This window comes from Streptomyces sp. SM18, assembly GCF_002910775.2.
Classification (GTDB): domain Bacteria; phylum Actinomycetota; class Actinomycetes; order Streptomycetales; family Streptomycetaceae; genus Streptomyces; species Streptomyces halstedii.
In genome coordinates this window covers 2,597,132-2,613,399 of sequence record NZ_CP029342.1, presented here as the reverse complement: position 1 = coordinate 2,613,399, position 16,268 = coordinate 2,597,132, and the positions used below count along the sequence as shown (strand labels likewise).

Annotated in this window: 9 protein-coding genes; 5 read left to right on the top strand and 4 right to left on the bottom strand. The window is 69.6% G+C overall.

Features of this window, described 5'->3' with window-relative positions; genetic code table 11:
• Together B9S64_RS11515 and pglZ are read left to right on the top strand one after the other, a co-directional pair.
• Nucleotides 1-3,888, top strand: coding sequence for a phage resistance protein (locus tag B9S64_RS11515; protein ID WP_103493996.1), 3,888 nt, complete (start codon nt 1-3; stop codon nt 3,886-3,888).
• Entirely contained in the window at nt 3,885-6,797 is a 2,913-nt protein-coding gene (gene pglZ, locus B9S64_RS11510; protein WP_103493995.1) for a BREX-2 system phosphatase PglZ, read from the top strand. Before B9S64_RS11515 ends, pglZ begins: the two co-directional genes overlap by 4 nt.
• A gap of 118 nt (nt 6,798-6,915) precedes the next feature.
• Here pglZ and B9S64_RS11505 read toward each other — a convergent pair whose 3' ends face one another.
• A complete protein-coding gene (locus B9S64_RS11505) occupies nt 6,916-7,959 on the bottom strand; it encodes a CBS domain-containing protein (RefSeq protein WP_103493994.1) in 1,044 nt (347 codons plus the stop codon).
• A complete protein-coding gene (locus B9S64_RS11500; RefSeq protein WP_103493993.1) occupies nt 7,956-9,773 on the bottom strand; it encodes a DUF262 domain-containing protein in 1,818 nt (605 codons plus the stop codon). The genes B9S64_RS11505 and B9S64_RS11500 overlap by 4 nt, the downstream gene beginning before the upstream one ends.
• Before the next feature lie 284 nt (nt 9,774-10,057).
• Between B9S64_RS11500 and brxD the strand changes: the two genes are divergently transcribed.
• From brxD to B9S64_RS35000, 3 genes are read left to right on the top strand one after another with little or no spacing between them, the layout of a single operon-like run.
• Nucleotides 10,058-11,407, top strand: coding sequence for a BREX system ATP-binding protein BrxD (gene brxD, locus B9S64_RS11495; protein WP_103494025.1), 1,350 nt, complete (start codon nt 10,058-10,060; stop codon nt 11,405-11,407).
• Nucleotides 11,407-13,590, top strand: a complete 2,184-nt coding sequence (locus B9S64_RS11490) for a DEAD/DEAH box helicase (RefSeq protein ID WP_103493992.1) — start codon at nt 11,407-11,409, stop codon at nt 13,588-13,590. Before brxD ends, B9S64_RS11490 begins: the two co-directional genes overlap by 1 nt.
• 22 nt (nt 13,591-13,612) lie before the next feature.
• On the top strand, nt 13,613-14,026 hold the full coding sequence (locus B9S64_RS35000) for a hypothetical protein (protein WP_258038095.1): 414 nt from the start codon (nt 13,613-13,615) through the stop codon (nt 14,024-14,026).
• Between the two features lie 73 nt (nt 14,027-14,099).
• On the opposite strand, the gene proP is transcribed toward B9S64_RS35000, so the two are convergent.
• Nucleotides 14,100-15,596 carry a glycine betaine/L-proline transporter ProP gene (gene proP / locus B9S64_RS11480; RefSeq protein ID WP_103493991.1) on the bottom strand — a complete coding sequence of 499 codons (1,497 nt, stop codon included), beginning with the start codon at nt 15,594-15,596 and terminating at the stop codon, nt 14,100-14,102.
• Nucleotides 15,597-15,723: 127 nt separating this feature from the next.
• Nucleotides 15,724-16,191 (bottom strand): thioredoxin-dependent thiol peroxidase, encoded by a 468-nt coding sequence (gene bcp / locus B9S64_RS11475; protein ID WP_103493990.1) that lies wholly within the window; start codon nt 16,189-16,191, stop codon nt 15,724-15,726.
• Nucleotides 16,192-16,268: the final 77 nt, after the last annotated feature.

Below are 16,268 nucleotides of genomic sequence, written 5' to 3'. Positions count from 1 at the left end.
ATGGCTCAGCAGCCCCTCCTCCGCGATGTCATCGACATCAAGGAGTCCATCTCCACCTCGGACTTCGTGCTGTCCCTCGCCGAGGCGACGACACCGGAGGGCGCCCAGCACGCGCTCAAGGACTACGTCGTCACCGAGCGGCTGCAGGAGAACTTCGACGAGGCGTTGGCCCTCATCAAGGCCTCGCTCGATGGGCACCGCTCCAAGGCGGCGTATCTCCACGGCTCGTTCGGTTCCGGTAAGTCGCACTTCATGGCCGTGCTGTACGCGCTGCTCAGCGGTGACCCCGCAGCCCGTGCCCGTACCGAGTTCGACCCGGTGCTGACCAAGCATGAGTGGCTGAGCACCGACGGCAAGAAGTTCCTGCTCGTGCCGTACCACATGCTCGGCGCGAAGGCCCTGGAACAGCGCGTCCTCGGCGGGTACGTGCATCACGTCAAGAAGCTGCACCCGGAGGCCCCGACCCCGCAGGTGTACCGGACCGACTCCCTCTTCGCCGACATCCGTGCTCAGCGCGCCACCTACGGCGACGAGGCGGTCATCCGCGGTCTGGGCAGCAGCGAGACGGACGACGGCGAAGAGGACGAATGGGGTGAGGGTTTCGCCTGGACCCCGCAGCTCCTCGACACCGCGCTCGCCGCCGAGGAGAACCACGAGTCGGGCGTATCGCTCAACCTCCTCAACCCCTCCACCCCGTCCGAGCTGCGCGCCAAGCTGGTCAACGATGCCAGCACCAACCTCCTGCCCGGTTTCACCAAGAACGCAGCCGAGGACGAGCACGGCTTCATCTCCCTGGATGCCGGCCTGTCCGTCATCGCCGAGCACGCCAAGTCGCTCGGCTACGACGGCCTGATCCTGTTCATGGACGAGCTGATCCTGTGGCTCGCCACCCTCATCCACAACGAGAAGTTCGTGGCGCGTGAAGCCAGCAAGATCACGAACTTCGTGGAGGGCGGCGACGCCCGCCGTGCCATCCCGATCGTGTCGTTCATCGCCCGCCAGCGCGACCTGCGTGAGCTGGTCGGCGAGGAGGTGTCCGGCGCGGCCGAGTCGTCCATCCAGGACACACTGAACCTGGCCTCCGGCCGGTTCGACAAGATCACCCTGGAGGACCGCAACCTCCCGCAGATCGCCCACGCCCGCCTTCTCAAGCCCAAGGACGCCGAGGCGGCCAAGCTGGTCGACGCGGCGTTCGAGCAGACGAGGCGGGTCGGCACCCAGGTCTGGGACACCCTGCTCGGCTCGGAGAAGGGCACAACCGGCGCGGACGCGGAGTCGTTCCGGCTGACGTACCCGTTCTCGCCGGCGTTCATGGACACCCTCGTCCACATCTCGTCCGCTCTTCAGCGCTCCCGCACCGGTCTGAAGCTGATGGGCCAGCTCCTGGCCGATCACCGCAACGAGATCCGCCTCGGGCAGCTCATTCCCGTCGGCGACCTCTACCCGGTGATCGCGGAGGGCGGCGACAAGCCGTTCACCGACAGCCTGAAGGTCGTCTTCGAGGCTGCCGACAAGCTGTACAAGACCAAGCTCCGCCCGTATCTCCTCAGCTCGTACGACATCACCGAGGACGACGTCGAGCAGTACCGCAACCGGCCCGACACCTTCAGCGACCCGCAGCGTGCAGGCCGCTGCCGGATGTTCGCCGGCGACAACCGGCTCGTGTGCACCCTGCTGCTGTCCGCGCTCGCGCCCAGCGTGCCCGCCCTCGCCGAGCTGACGATCCGGCGGCTCGGCGCGCTCAACCACGGGTCGGTCCTGGCGCCGATCCCGGGCGCCGAGGTCGGCATCATCAAGAACAAGGTCGCCGAGTGGGCGGCGAGGTTCCCCGAGATCAAGGAGACCGGCACCGACGCCAACCCCGGCGTCCGCCTCGAACTCTCCGGCGTCGACGTCGACTCCGTCATCGCCAACGCCCAGGTCAACGACAACCCCGGCAACCGCGTGGCCCTCGCCCGCCGTCTGCTGTCCGAGGAACTCGGTGTCGAGCACGGCCAGTTGAGCGACCAGATCGGCTTCACCTGGCGCGGCACGGTCCGTACCGCCGAGATCGTCTTCGGGAACGTCGCCGACGAGGACGAGCTGCCCGACCACGACCTGATGCCGCAGGAGGACGGCCGCTGGCGCATCGCCATGGACCTCCCCTTCGACGAGGGCGAGTGGGGCCCGGTCGAGGACGTCAACCGCATCCGGCGACTGCGCGAGCGCCAGCAGGGCGAGCGGTCCCGTACCGTCGCCTGGCTGCCCGCCCATCTGTCCACAGTGCGCTTCGCCGACTTCCGGCGCCTCGTCGTCATCGACAAGGCCCTCGCCGACGAGCACCGCTTCGACACCCAGTACGCCGGCCACCTCAACGCCGACAACCGCAGCCGCGCCAAGGGCCTCCTCGAAACTCAGCGCGAGGCGTTGCTCAAGCAGGTCAAGGGCGCCTTCAAGCAGGCGTACGGACTCGCCCGGAAGCAGGCCGCCGATGTCGTCCCCGACTTCGACGACCACCTCGTCGCGCTGCCCGACGTCGACGGCCTCACCCTGTCCTTCGGACAGAGCCTGCACGACGGCGTCCGGCACATCGCGGGCAAGCTCCTCGCCCACCAGTACCCGGCCCACCCCGACCTCGACCCCGACGCCACCGGCACCGCCGTCAAGGCCGTCGACACGAAGAAGGTGTTCACCCACGTCCGGGCCGCCGCCGAGGCGCGCGACGGACGGGTCGAGGTCCCGGCCGCCGACCGCAGGCTCATGCAGCGGATCGCCGGACCCCTGCGCCTCGGACAGCAGAAGGAGGCCTACTTCGAGCTGTCCCGCTACTGGGCCGACCACTTCCGACAGCTCGCCAGCGGCCAGGGCGTCACCGGGGACCTGTCCCTGATCACGCTCACCGACTGGACCGACCGGCCCGACCCGCGGGGCCTGCCCGACTTCCTGGCCCGGCTGGTCGTCGCCTCCTTCGCGGAGATGGACGACCGGGTGTGGGTGCGAGGCGGCACCGTCCTCGACCCCGCGCCCGAACTGCCCGCGATCAAGGACCACGACGCGCTGCGCAGTCAGCCGCTGCCCGCCGAGTCCGCCTGGGACACGGCACGGCAGCGCTTCGAGACGGTCTTCGGGGTGAAGCCGCCCGCGCTGCGGCGCGGTCGCATGGTCAACCAGTTCGCCCGCCAGATCATCGACGCCGCCCGCACCGACCGCGACCACGCGGCCGACCTGGTGCACCAGTTGGAGGCCCACGCCGGCTTCCTCGGCCTCGACCAGACCGCCGACACCGGCCGCCTCCCGCTCGCCCGCAGTTCCCTGGAACTGCTGGACGCGCTCACGGCGGAGGCCGGCAAGGGGGCGGCCGGAGCAAAGAAGACCGTGGAGGCCCTGGCCTCGTTCGACCTGGGTGAGACCAGCGCCGACCGGTACGGCACCTCCATCAAGAAAGCCCGCGCCGTCGCCGAGGCCGTCGCCGCCGCGCCCTGGAGCACGCTGGAACTCGCCGCCGGGCTCGGGCCCGAGGGCGAGGCGCTGCTCGACTCGCTGCGCAACGTCGCCCGCGACGACCAGCGCACCGCCGACCTGCGCGAGGCGCTCGCCCGCACCCAGCGCGAGGTCGTCGCCCTGGTCAAGCGCAGCCAGGCCGCCACCCCGCCGCCCCCGCCCGCAGCACCGCAGCCCCCCTCGGCCGGCGACCTGTCCCTGGACACTCCGACCAGTGACCCGCGCATCTCCTACATCAAGCCGCAGGACATGCCCTCCGCGGCGAGCGGCGGCGGCACGACGCGGAGGTCCGGAGGCCGCCGTACGACCGCGGCGCGGGCCGCCGCCGACCTCCAGGCCGAACTGTCCGAACTGGCCGCCCGCCACCCCGACGCGACCATCGAGATCACCTGGCAGGTCGTCGAATGACGGACACCGTCGCCGCCGCCCCGGGCGCGGTCCGGCTGAACACCGCGACCGTCACCCAGTACCTGTCCTCGCAGTCTTCCCTCGCCGACTCCCTGACGGGGGAAGGCGGGGCACGGCGCCGCGTCGTACTGCTGCGGTCCACGCCCCAGTGGGACGGCCCCGCCGAACCGGCCTGGGACGAGGACAAGGCGGCCGGCGTCGCCGCGGCCCCGTCGCCTCTCGCCGTCCACGAACTGGTCCTCGACCACCTGACCGGTCGCAGCCCCGGCCCCGCCGTCCTGGTCGTCCTCACCGACCGCGAACAGAACGAACTCGACCCGGCGATCCTCGCCCGCGTCCACAAACAGCGCATCGACACGGTCGACAGCTGGGACGTCGTCCGCGAGGCGTTCGGCGCCCGGCAGATCGACCCGCGTCTCAAGGACGTCAACTGGGCCGCCGAAGCCCTGCTCGACGCCACCCCGCCCGGCGGCTGGCCGTCCGTGCCCGGTGGCTGGCTGTCCCGCCAGCACGCCCTCACCGCCCTCGCCCAGCGCCGTCTGCGCCTCGGCCGCCACGACACCGAGGGCGGCACGCGCCAACGCCCCGGCGACGACCGGCTCGACGCCCAGACCCTGCTGCACTGGACGACCCGCCCCGGCGCCCCCGAACGTCTCCTCGGCCTGCGCGGCCCCGAACGCGCCGGACTGACCGCCTTCCTCGGCGAACAGGACCAGGCAGGTCTCGCCGGACACGCCCTGCTCGCCCTCGTCGACGCCGAACGCGGCACCGACACCGCCGCCTTCGGCCTCGTCTGCGCTGCACTGTGGCAGCACGCCGAGCCGGCCCCCGAGACCTACCAGTCCAGGGGCCGCGCCGAACGCTACTTCGGCGACCGGCCCCCGGCCGTCGGCGACCAGCTCGACGCCCTGGTGACCGTCTTCGGCCGGTCCGCCGAGGAGTACGTGACCACCCTGCTGGCGTCCGGACACCGCACCGGCGGCGCCGACGCCGACCAGGCCCGCGAGGCGCGCCGCACCACCGGCACCGTGCTCGAACGAGCGGCCGCACTGGCCCGCCAGTTCGGCGCGGAACAGGCCGTCGCGGCGAGCCCTGTCCTGCGCGGCGGACTCGACGCTCGGTTCACCGCCGTCGGCCGGGCCCTCGCGACGGGCGACCCGGCCGCGGTGGGGGACGCCGTACGGAAGCTGGCGGACCACCGGCTCGCCGCCGAACCGGAGGAAGCCGCCCGCGTCGAACGCGCCCGCATGGGGCAGCGCCTCGCCCGCTGGATGGCCACCGACCCGGCCACCGACTCACCCACCGTCGCCGACGGCATACAGCGGCAGGTCGACGAGACCGGCTGGGCGGACCTCGCACTGGAGCACATCGAGGCCGGCGGCGACCCGGACCCCGTCCTCAAGGCCGCGTACGACACCCTCGGCGCGCGCGTCAGGGACTGGCGCCGGCAGATCGACGCCTCCTTCGCGCGCTCGCTGGCCTCCTGGACCGAGGCCGGCACCCCGCCAGGCTCCATGCTCACCGTCGAGACGTTCCTCGACCGTGTGGTCGGACCCGTCGTCCGGCGCGGCGAGGAACGGCGGGTGCTGCTGCTCGTGCTCGACGGCATGAGCGTGGCCATAGCGAACGAGCTCGGTGAGGAACTCCGCGGCTCCTGGGCGGAGTTCGACCCGCTTCCGACCGACGACACCCCGCGGCGGCGGGCCATGGCCGCCGCCCTGCCCACCGTGACGGCGGTGTCCCGCACCTCGCTCTTCGCCGGCGCGCTGACGAAGGGCACCCAGGCCGACGAAAAGCGGCTCTTCCCCGCGCTGAGGCTGTGGGGCGGGGCCCCGGCCGCCGTGTTCCACAAGGACGACCTGCGCACCGAGACCGCGGGCGACGCCTTCGGCCCGGCGCTTACGGAAGCCCTCGGCGACGGCAGGACCCATGTCGCCGTCGTCCTCAACGCCATCGACGACCGGCTCGGCAAGGAACAGAAACTCGGCGACGGAGCCTGGCGGGTCGGCGACGTGCCCGGCCTGCGGGACCTGCTGCGGGCGGCGGCCACCCAGGGCATGGCCGTCATCGTCACCAGCGACCACGGCCACGTCGTCGACCGGCACGGCACGAGAGTCGCCACGGCTGCCGACCCCGCGTCCGCCCGCCACCGTCTGCCCGGCACCGGACCGCTCGCCGACCGCGAGATCGCCCTCACCGGACCGCGCGTGGTGTGGCCCGAGCCCGGCGCGTCCATTGTCGCGCTGTGGGACGCAGACTCCCGCTACACCGCCCTCAAGGCCGGCTACCACGGCGGGGCGTCCCTCGCCGAGTTCACCATCCCGGTGCTCGCGTTCCTGCCGTTCGGGGCTGAACCGCCCAAGGGGTGGCGGGAACTGGGCGACCAGCGGCCGAACTGGTGGCCGATCGGAGGGGTCGGGACGCGGGCGCCGGAGGAACAGACGTCCCAGGCAGCCGACCCGACTCCGAAGAAGGCACCCGCGAAGTCCCGTAAGAAGCAGCCCGACCCCGGGACACTGCCCGATGCGCTCTTCGATGTCGCGCTGGCCCCAGGGGGAGACGACGCCCTACTCACCCCGACCGTCGTCTCCCGCACTGAGGCACTGGTGACGGCGCTGCTTCACTCGGAGACGTACGAGGCGCAGCTCGGCGGCCTGGCGCGCAAGCCGCAGCAGGAGCAGGTCCACAAGGCGCTCGCCGCCCTGCTGGATGTGGGCGGCACTCTGCCCGTCACCGCGCTCGCCCAGCGCGTGGGCATGCCCGCGGCCCGGGGCGACGGCTTCGCCGCCGTCCTGCGGCAGCTGCTCAATTACGACGGCGTTCAGGTTCTGGAGACCCTGCCGGACGGCCGCACCCTGCGGCTCCACGAGGCGCTGATGCGCGAGCAGTTCGCCCTCGGAGCGGGCTGACGACGAGCCCCGGGCCGCTTCCAGGATGACGGGCAGCCGCTCTGCTCACTCCGGGCTGCGGCCCGCCATGACGAGGTACGCGCAACGTCATCGACCACGGTCTGTGCCGCCCAGCGGCTTACGACGCGTACGCCCGCAGCACCGTCGCGAAGGTCGTCAGTTCGTCGAGCATCCCAGGAGGAAGCGGCTTCTCGTCGAAGTGCGCGATCCGGTTACGGATGTCCTTCACCCTCTTCAGTAGGCCGATGAACTGTTCCCGGGGCATGTTGGGCCACTTCAGTGCCTCCCAGTTGCGGTTCGCCCGCTCGGCGAGGGACTGCTTCGTCTGGTCGCCGTCCAGGAGCTTCAGGTAGTCGCCGAACATCAGGTCAGACACCTGGCCGGTCCGGTGCTCCGGCTTCTTGTTCGTCTGGACCGCCCTGATGGTTTCCGTGTCCAGTGCCGCGCCCAGGCAGCGACGCAGCAAGGACTCGATCTCGCCGACGATGAAGAAAGGGCGTGCCGCCCCTTCGAAGCGTTCCGTGACGTCCGCGGCGGTGACGATCCCCGAGAGGCAACCGTCATCGCCGCGGACGAGCAGATAGCCGTGCTCACGAATGACCGGGAGGGCGGTGAAGAATTCCTGGCGGGCGTCGGCGACGGGCAGCGAGTCCTTCTCCATCGCGCTGTCGAGCGTGGCATCCCTCCCCGCCTCGTACATCTTGGCCACGGACCCCCAGGTGACAACCCCGTGCACCTGCGCCATGCCAGTGGTCACCGGCACCTGGGAGAGGCCCTTCGTGCGCATCAGGAAAGTCGTCTGCGACAGGGGTGTGCCAGGGCCCACGGACACCAGGCCGCGCCGGGCCGACGGCATGTCGACGAGCAGCAGCCGCTGCGGCAGGGCATGCGAGGGCAGCGCCTCGTCCGCCTCACTCTCCGGTTCGTCGCCCGCACGCTGTGTGGGAACAGCAGCCAGCGCCACGACGTCGACACTGCTGCGCAAGCCGCAGACGGCGAAGTCCGGCAGCGTGGTGAGCCCGGCGTCAGTGAGGGCCTGCGAGATCCGGTGCACCGACCTGTGGTCGCGGACCCTGACCTGGAACAGGTCGAGGATGTCCTGCACGGACACGGTCCTGCCCTTGAGTGACGAGACGTCCCGCTCGTGCGGCCTGGTCGTCATCGGGCGTCGTCCTCCGGCAGGTCACGGAGCATCGTCCTCTTACCCATGGCGGAGTGCACGAGATCCTGCAACTGCTTGGAGCGGTCGCGGTAGAAGCGCTCGTAGTCGCTCTCGCGCAAAGCCTCCGGATCGATCAGGTGCGTGGTCAGAACATCGTCGAACCATTCGGGACGCATGTCGGACGCGGCGATCATCGTGGACAGGTAAGACGACGGTGCCCCGGTCATGTCCATGGAGGCACGGTAGGAAAGGGGTGTCTTGTTCACGATCGAACTCGTGGGCAGGCCGTCACTGTTGCCGCGCCGGAACCACGCCTTGGGGAAGATCTGGCGCACGTCCACGCCGTACTCGTCCAGCCGGCCGGGACTGAGTGGGACACCGGTGTGGTGCCAGTCCACCGCCCCCTGCTTGATCAGCAGGGCGTAGATCCCCTTGTAGGCGGCGCTGTTGCGCGTGGTGAGAGTGTCCAGGCGGTCGGCGAAGAAGAACGCCTCCGTGACCGTCTCGGGGGCCTTGTCGTCCTGCGCGATCCAGGGGACGAGCTGTTCGACGTCCTTGGTGAAGCGCGTCTCCGTGGAGCCGCCGTACATCTCACCGAGCACCCCGCACCAGTACCACTGTTCGGTCTTCTCCTCCGCCCCCAGACCGTCCATCCCCGTGTCGAGGATGGCGCGGACGGCCGCGAGCGGGACGAGCTGCGTCTTGTACGGCAGATCGGCCGGGCGGACGATGCACTGTCGCTCCAGGAAGTCGCCCACCCAGGCGAAGGCTTCCGCGAGCTTGGGCGCCAGGCGGACGAAGTCGGCCAGGGGGAGATCGAGCAGGTCGCGGCGCTTGCAGGACACCGTGGCACTGACGCCCTCCTGCTTGCGTTCCCAGGTGCGCGCCAGAGCGATGGCCTGCAGAAAGTCGATGCTGCTCAACCCGTGTTCGACTCCGTTGCCCAAGTGGCCGAAGACCGGGTACTTGCTCGCCAGCGCCTGCTTGATATCGCCCCAGACCACCGGGAGCTGGTAGTAATCCCCGGTCTGATCCACGTGGTCGCGGTCCCCGGCGTATGTGGCGGTGAGCAGTTCGAAGACGTTGAGAGGCACTCCGCCGGTGTTGACGCGTTCGAAGACCGCGCAGACGGCGTCCATGGAGGTGGAGGCAGCCAGCCGGATCATCGGAACCTGAAAGGCACGGACCTGCTGGAGTACCGCCTCGTCGAACTGGCCCCACAGGTCCCAGTTCCGGTCCTCGTCCGCCTTGATGTACGCCTTCTTCCACTCGTTCACACGTTGGGCGTCGAAGACGAAGTGCAGGGGAAACAGGCCGGCTGTGCACTCGGCCTCGGTGGTGCTCAGGTCAAGTACCACCGTGCGGTTGAAGTCCGTCCGCAGCACCTTGTCCGCGGGGACGGACACGACAGCCTCGTCGCGGTCCACGGACGGCCCGACGGATTTCGCGATGTCGACGTAGTACCACCGTTGGATGGGCTTGCCCCGTGAGTCGGCGGTCTCCACCGGGGCATCCAGCCACATCGCCTGGAAGAGGGAGGTGAGACGCTGCTGTCCGTCGAGCAGCAGAAGATCGGCCGCGGGGTCATCGCCAGGCCGTGCGCCGGTGAGGGTCCGGGAACGGAACCGAGTCGCGCCGCCGGTCTGCAGTGTCATGACGACGCCGAGCGGGTAATCCAGCGTGACCGTCGCGATGATCGCGCGGATCCGGTCGTCGTCCCATTTCCAATTCCGCTGGAAATCGGGCAGCTGTAAGGAACCCGAGGCGACGTCCGCCAGTACGTCCTTCAGCTTCACATTGTCGAGCGCTGCCATGTGACTCCACTTCCCACCCTGTTGTGCCTGTACAGAGAGTGATTTCAGCAGCGCTCTGTGGTGACCGTCAAGCGATTGGGACAGCCTGGGCAGGAGCCGACCCGCTGTGGGCGGGCCGTACCCGGAGTCAGCGAGTCCTGGCCCGAACGGAGTCGTCGCATGCAGGAGGTTCGGCCCAGCGAGCTCAAGTGAGGACCAGGGCTGCCACCGGCTGCCGGAGGAACATCCGAGGCAGGCTCCCGGCCTAGGCCAGTAACGCTCAGGGAGGTGGAACACTGATGGTCGTGAGTACCACCGGACCCAGCCGCCCCGCGCAGGTCAGCGCCGCCCGCCGCCGTACCGTCATCGATGCCCTGCGCCGCGGCGCCGTGCCCGAGAGTGGGCTCGATCTGCTCGCCACCGGGCTCGACCGGTTCGAGGCCGCCCTCGACGCCGAACTGGACGCCGTCGCGTCCGGTGGATCGGTGTTCAAGGCGGTGCGCGGAGAGTACGGATCCGGCAAGACGTTCTTCACCCGCTGGCTGGGGGAGCGGGCCAAGCGGCGGAACTTCGCCGTGGCCGAGATCCAGACCTCGGAGAGCGAGACGCCGCTCCACAAGCTGGAGACCGTCTACCGGCGCCTCACTGAGCGGCTCACCACCTCCAGCTTCCCGCCCAGCGCACTGCGGCCGGTCGTCGACGCATGGTTCTACGCGCTGGAGGAGGACGCGCTCGCTGCCGGAGCGACCGAGGCGGAACTGCCGCAGGAGGTCGAGAAGCTGCTGGTCGCCCGACTTGCCGAGGTGTCCCGGCACGCGCCGTCCTTCGCCACGGCGCTGCGCGGCTACCGCGCGGCGCTCGCCGAGGGGGACGAGGCCACCGCCGCAGCCGTACTGGCCTGGCTCGGCGGTCAGCCGCACGTGGCGGCTGCCGCACGGCGGTCCGCCGGCGTACGCGGGGACCTCGACCACTTCGGTGCCCTCGGATTCCTGCAGGGCCTGCTCACCGTGCTGCGCGACTCCGGGCACACCGGGCTCTTCGTCGTCCTCGACGAAGTCGAGACCCTGCAGCGCGTACGGTCCGACGCCCGGGACAAGGCGCTCAACGCGCTGCGGCAACTCATCGACGAGGTCCACTCCGGTCGCTTCCCCGGCCTCTATCTTGTGATCACCGGCACACCCGCCTTCTACGACGGCCAACAGGGCGTCCAGCGCTTGGCCCCGCTCGCCCAGCGGCTCGCCACCGACTTCACCACCGATCCCCGTTTCGACAACCCCCGTGCCGTCCAGATCCGGCTGCCCGGGTTCAGCCAGGAGTCCCTGGTCGGCCTCGGTACCACCATCCGCGAGCTGTACGCGGACGCCGCCCATGCCCCCGAGCGCGTGAAGACAGTTGTCGACGACGCCTACGTAGCCGATCTGGCGCGAGCCGTCGGCGGGGCACTGGGCGGAAAAGTGGGGGTGGCGCCCCGGCTGTTCCTGAAGAAACTCGTCGGTGACGTCCTCGACAGGGTCGACCAGTTCGACGACTTCGACCCCCGGCAGCACTACCGGCTGACGGTCGCGAGCAGCGAGCTCACCGACGTGGAGCGGAACCTGGCCGCCTCGGTCGCGGGAGGTGCCGCTTCCGCAGATGACATCGAGCTGGAGCTGTGATGACTGAGGACAGCAGCCCGGCCCGAGGAGAGCGCGACGTACTGGACCGGCTGGACCCCGTCGTCCTGCACCACATCGTCAACACACTCGGATGGCCCGACCTGCGCCCCCTCCAGCGGATGGCCATCACACCGCTCATGGACGGTGAGGACGCCGTCCTGCTGGCGCCGACGGCGGGCGGCAAGACCGAGGCGGCATGCTTCCCCCTCCTGTCGGCCATGTCGGAGCAGAAGTGGACCGGTACCTCGGTGCTGTATCTGTGCCCACTCAAGGCGCTCCTCAACAACCTCGTCGGCCGTGTGGACGCGTACGCACAGTGGCTCGGACGACGCGCGGCGCTCTGGCACGGCGACACCAAGGAGTCCCAGCGGCAGCGCATCCGCACCGAAGCGCCCGACATCCTGCTCACGACCCCCGAGTCACTCGAAGCGATGCTGATCGGTGTCAAGACCGACCACGCGCGCCTCCTGGGAAGCGCGCGGGCCGTCGTCGTCGACGAGGTGCACGCCTTCGCGGGCGATGACCGGGGCCGGCATCTGCTGGCCGTACTGGAACGGCTCGTAAGAGTCACCGGTCGACCCATTCAGCGCATCGGTCTCTCGGCAACCGTCGGCAACCCGGAGCAGTTGCTGCACTGGCTGCAAGGCGCCGGTGCGGGGAATCGCACCGGACGGGTCGTCGCGCCGGGAGTCCAGCTGCCCGCCGCCGGTTCAAGCGGACAAGGGGAACCGGTCACCGCGGACCCGTCCCGCAGGCCCGCGGGCGAGGTGGAACTCGACTACGTGGGCTCCCTCGACAACGCCGCGAAACTCATCGCCGCCCTGCACAGAGGAGAGAAGCGGCTCGTCTTCTGCGACTCGCGCCGCCAAGTGGAGGAACTGGGCGCCGCGCTGCGCGCCCGCGAGGTGACCGTCTTCCTGTCCCACGCCTCCCTATCCGTCGACGAACGCACGCGCTCCGAGCAGGCTTTCGCCGAAGCCCGCGACTGTGTCATCGTCTCCACCTCCACCCTCGAACTCGGCATCGACGTCGGCGACCTCGACCGCGTCATCCAAATCGACTCACCCACCTCCGTCGCCTCCTTCCTGCAGCGCATCGGCCGCACCGGCCGGCGGGCGGGCACGGTACGCAACTGCCTGTTCCTCGCCACCCGCGAGGACGCGTTGCTCCAGGCAGCCGGACTACTGCTGTTGTGGTCGCGCGGCTGGGTCGAGCCCGTCAGCCCACCACCCGAGCCACGTCACCTCGTGGCCCAGCAATTGCTCGCCGCCACCTTGCAACAGCACAAACTGGGCGACCAGTTGTGGGACCAACAGTGGAACGGCCTTGCCCCCTTCGACCGGTCCGCCGCTCCGATCCTGCGCCACCTCATCGACGAGGGCTTCCTCGACAGCGATGGTGGTCTGCTGTTCGTAGGCCCCGAGGCGGAACGCCGCTTCGGCAGGCGCCATTTTATCGAACTCACCGCATCGTTCACCGCACCGCCGCAGTTCACCGTCCTGTCCGGGCGCACCGAAATCGGCCGCACCGACCCCAACGTGCTCACCGAAGAACGGCCAGGCCCGCGACGGCTGCTTCTCAGCGGACGAAGCTGGCAGGTCACGTACATCGACTGGGTGCGCAAACGCGTCTTCGTCGAACCCGCTGATGGCGGGGGCGTCGCCAAATGGATGGGCGGCGGCATTGCCGGGCTTTCCTACGCGCTGACACGCGCCATGCGCGAAGTACTGCTGGGAGCGGACCCACCCGTCGCTCTCACCCGGCGTGCCGAAGCCTGTCTGGCCGAACAGCGCGAGACCGACGCGCCCGACACAGTGCACCCGGACGGCACCGTGATCACGCGCGTCGGCAACGACGTGCGCTGGTGGACGTGGGCCGGCTACCGTGCCAACGCCACCCTGGCGGCGTCAATCCCCTCAGTCTCCGACCCCTTGCAACGCCCCGCCGACTGCTGGCTACGCCTGCGTGAGAACGTGACTTCCGCCGAGTGGCGCACGGTCCGAGAGCACGTCGGTGAAGACCTCGTGCTGCCCGACGTCGACCCCCGCGCAGTACGCGGCCTGAAGTTCTCCGCCGCCCTGCCGGAAGGCCTCGCCGTCTCCACGCTGGCGGCCCGTCTGGCCGACTTCGAGGGCGCCCGGGCTGTGCTGGGCACGCCGGTGCGTTTCCAACACATCAACTGACCGACCTGCCCGAGGAAGCACCATGGCACCCCGCTTCGAGACAGCCCGCTTCCACGCCGAGTCCGGGCCGGCGCCCCTGTTCACCCGCGTGCGCCACGTCCTGCGCGAGCCGGCGCGGCTGAAGGCCCAGGGTGTTCACGTGACCGAGCGTCTGCAGCAGCGCAACGCGCCCGTCGAGGAGCTGACGGCGTTCGGCCCGGATCATTGGGACTTGGTCTCGGCCGACGTACGCACCGATACCGGCAAGTGGGTCAAGTCGACCTGGCGGGTGCATGTGGACGGCCGGGACTGGTGGGTGGTGATCGGGCTGGGCAACGTACTGGTGACGGTGATCCAGGTGGACCCTTGGAGACGAGGCCAGGGCGAGCGTGTCGTCACCGAGGGACCGCTGTACGCACACGTTGAACATGTCAACCAGGACCTCATGAGCGGATGAAGGCCGTAAGGCGCCGAGGAAGCCTGCCGTCCGGGTACTCCCCGATGCAGGCTCCTCGGCGAGGAGGGAGCGGTCAGAACTTCGGGTCCGGGCTCTGGGCCTGGACCAGTTCCACGGCTTCCTCGGTCGTCTCCACCGAGGGCGGGGAGCCGGCCAGGGGCTTGTTGGCGGTCTCCTTCATGCAGGCCACGGCGATCACGCCGATCAGGGCCGCCGCCATCGCGTAGTACGCCGGCATCAGGTTCGAGCCGGTCCAGCTGATCAGGGCCGTGATCACCAGCGGGGTCGTACCGCCGAAGAGCGAGGCGGAGAGGTTGTAGCCGACCGACAGGGAGCCGTAGCGGACGTTGGTCGGGAAGAGGGCCGGGAGGGCGGCGGACATCGTGCCCAGCATGCAGACCAGGGAGAGGCCGAGCATCAGCATGCCGACCGTGATCGCGATGATGCTGCCCTGCCGGATCAGCAGGAACGCCGGGAGGGACAGGATCAGGAAGCCGAGCATGCCCGTCATCAGCAGCGGCTTGCGGCCGAAGCGGTCGGAGAGCTTGCCGAAGCGGCTGATGACCACCATCAGGAAGACCATGACCACGAGCAGGATGAGCAGACCGTGGGTCTCGCTGTAGCCCAGTTCGTCGGAGAGGTAGGTCGGCATGTACGACAGCAGCATGTAGTCGGTGATGTTGTACGCGCCGACCAGGGCGATGCAGAGGATCAGCGTCGGCCAGTACTGGCGGAAGATCTTGGCCAGGTCGCCCTTGGCGGTGGTCTCGACGTGGTCGGCGGCCTCCGTGGCGTGTGCCGTGCCGCCCTCCAGCTTCTGGAAGGCGGGGGTCTCGTCGAGGCGCAGCCGCAGGTAGAGGCCGACCATGCCGAGCGGTCCGGCGACCAGGAACGGGACGCGCCAGCCCCAGGACTCCATCTGGCCGGTGTCCAGGACGGCGTAGAGGGCGGTGACGAGGCCGGCCGCGCCCACGTAGCCGGCGAGGGTGCCGAATTCGAGGAAGCTGCCGAAGAATCCCCGGCGCTTGTCGGGGGCGTACTCGGCGATGAACGTGGAGGCACCGCCGTACTCGCCGCCCGTGGAGAAGCCCTGGAGCATCCGGAAGACGATCAGCAGGACGGCCGCCCAGATCCCGATCGTGTCGTGGGAGGGGATGAGGCCGATCGCGAAGGTGCCGATCGCCATGAGGATCATGGTGAGGGCGAGGACTTTCTTACGGCCGATCTTGTCGCCCATGGGCCCGAAGAACATGCCCCCCAGCGGCCGGACGAGGAAGGCCACCGCGAAGGTGGCGAACGAGGAGAGGAGCTGGGTGGTGTCGTTCCCCGACGGGAAGAAGACGTGTCCGATGGTGACGGCCAGGTAGGAGTAGATACCGAAGTCGAACCACTCCATGGCGTTACCGAGTGACGCCGCCTTCACCGCCCGCTTGACCGCCTGGTCGTCGGTGACCGTGATGTCGGTCCGGCGGAGCCGCGGGTTCTGGCGCTTCCTGATGGCGCGGAAGAGGGCCGGGTGACGTTTGACCGCTTCCGGGTCGGCCGCCTGGTGGGGGTCGGGGGCCGCCATGGCCGGGTCCTTTCCTCGGAGGGTGTTCCAGGAAAGGCTTCTGCGCGGTCATGGCGGTCGCAAACCGAATCCATGGCCTTTTGCGATGTCGGTCACAAGTTTTCGGCCGTGAAGGGAGGGTGTCCGGTCAGATGCCGAGATCCTTGATGATCTTCGCCACGTGCCCGGTCGCCTTGACGTTGTAGAGAGCCCGCTCCACCTTGCCCTCTTCGTCCACGACGATCGTGGACCGGATGACGCCTGTCACCACTTTGCCGTAGAGCTTCTTCTCGCCGTAGGCGCCGTAGGCCGCCAGGACCTCCTTGGAGGGGTCGCCGACCAGGGTGACCTTGAGGTCTTCCTTCTCGCGGAACTTCGCGAGCTTCTCCGGCTTGTCCGGCGACACGCCGATGACGTCGTAGCCGGCGCCCGTCAGGAGCTCCAGGTTGTCGGTGAAGTCGCAGGCCTGCTTGGTGCAGCCGGGGGTAAGTGCGGCGGGGTAGAAGTAGACGATGACCTTGCGGCCCTTGTGGTCCGCGAGCGAGACGTCGTTGCCGTCGGCGTCCGGAAGGGTGAAGGCGGGGGCGGTGTCGCCGGTCTGGAGTCGCTCGCTCATGTTTCTCCTCAGGTGGCATACGGGTGGTGCGGGACCGAGCGTAATAGGGGGTGCCGCCGGGTGTACGGGCGGTCGAG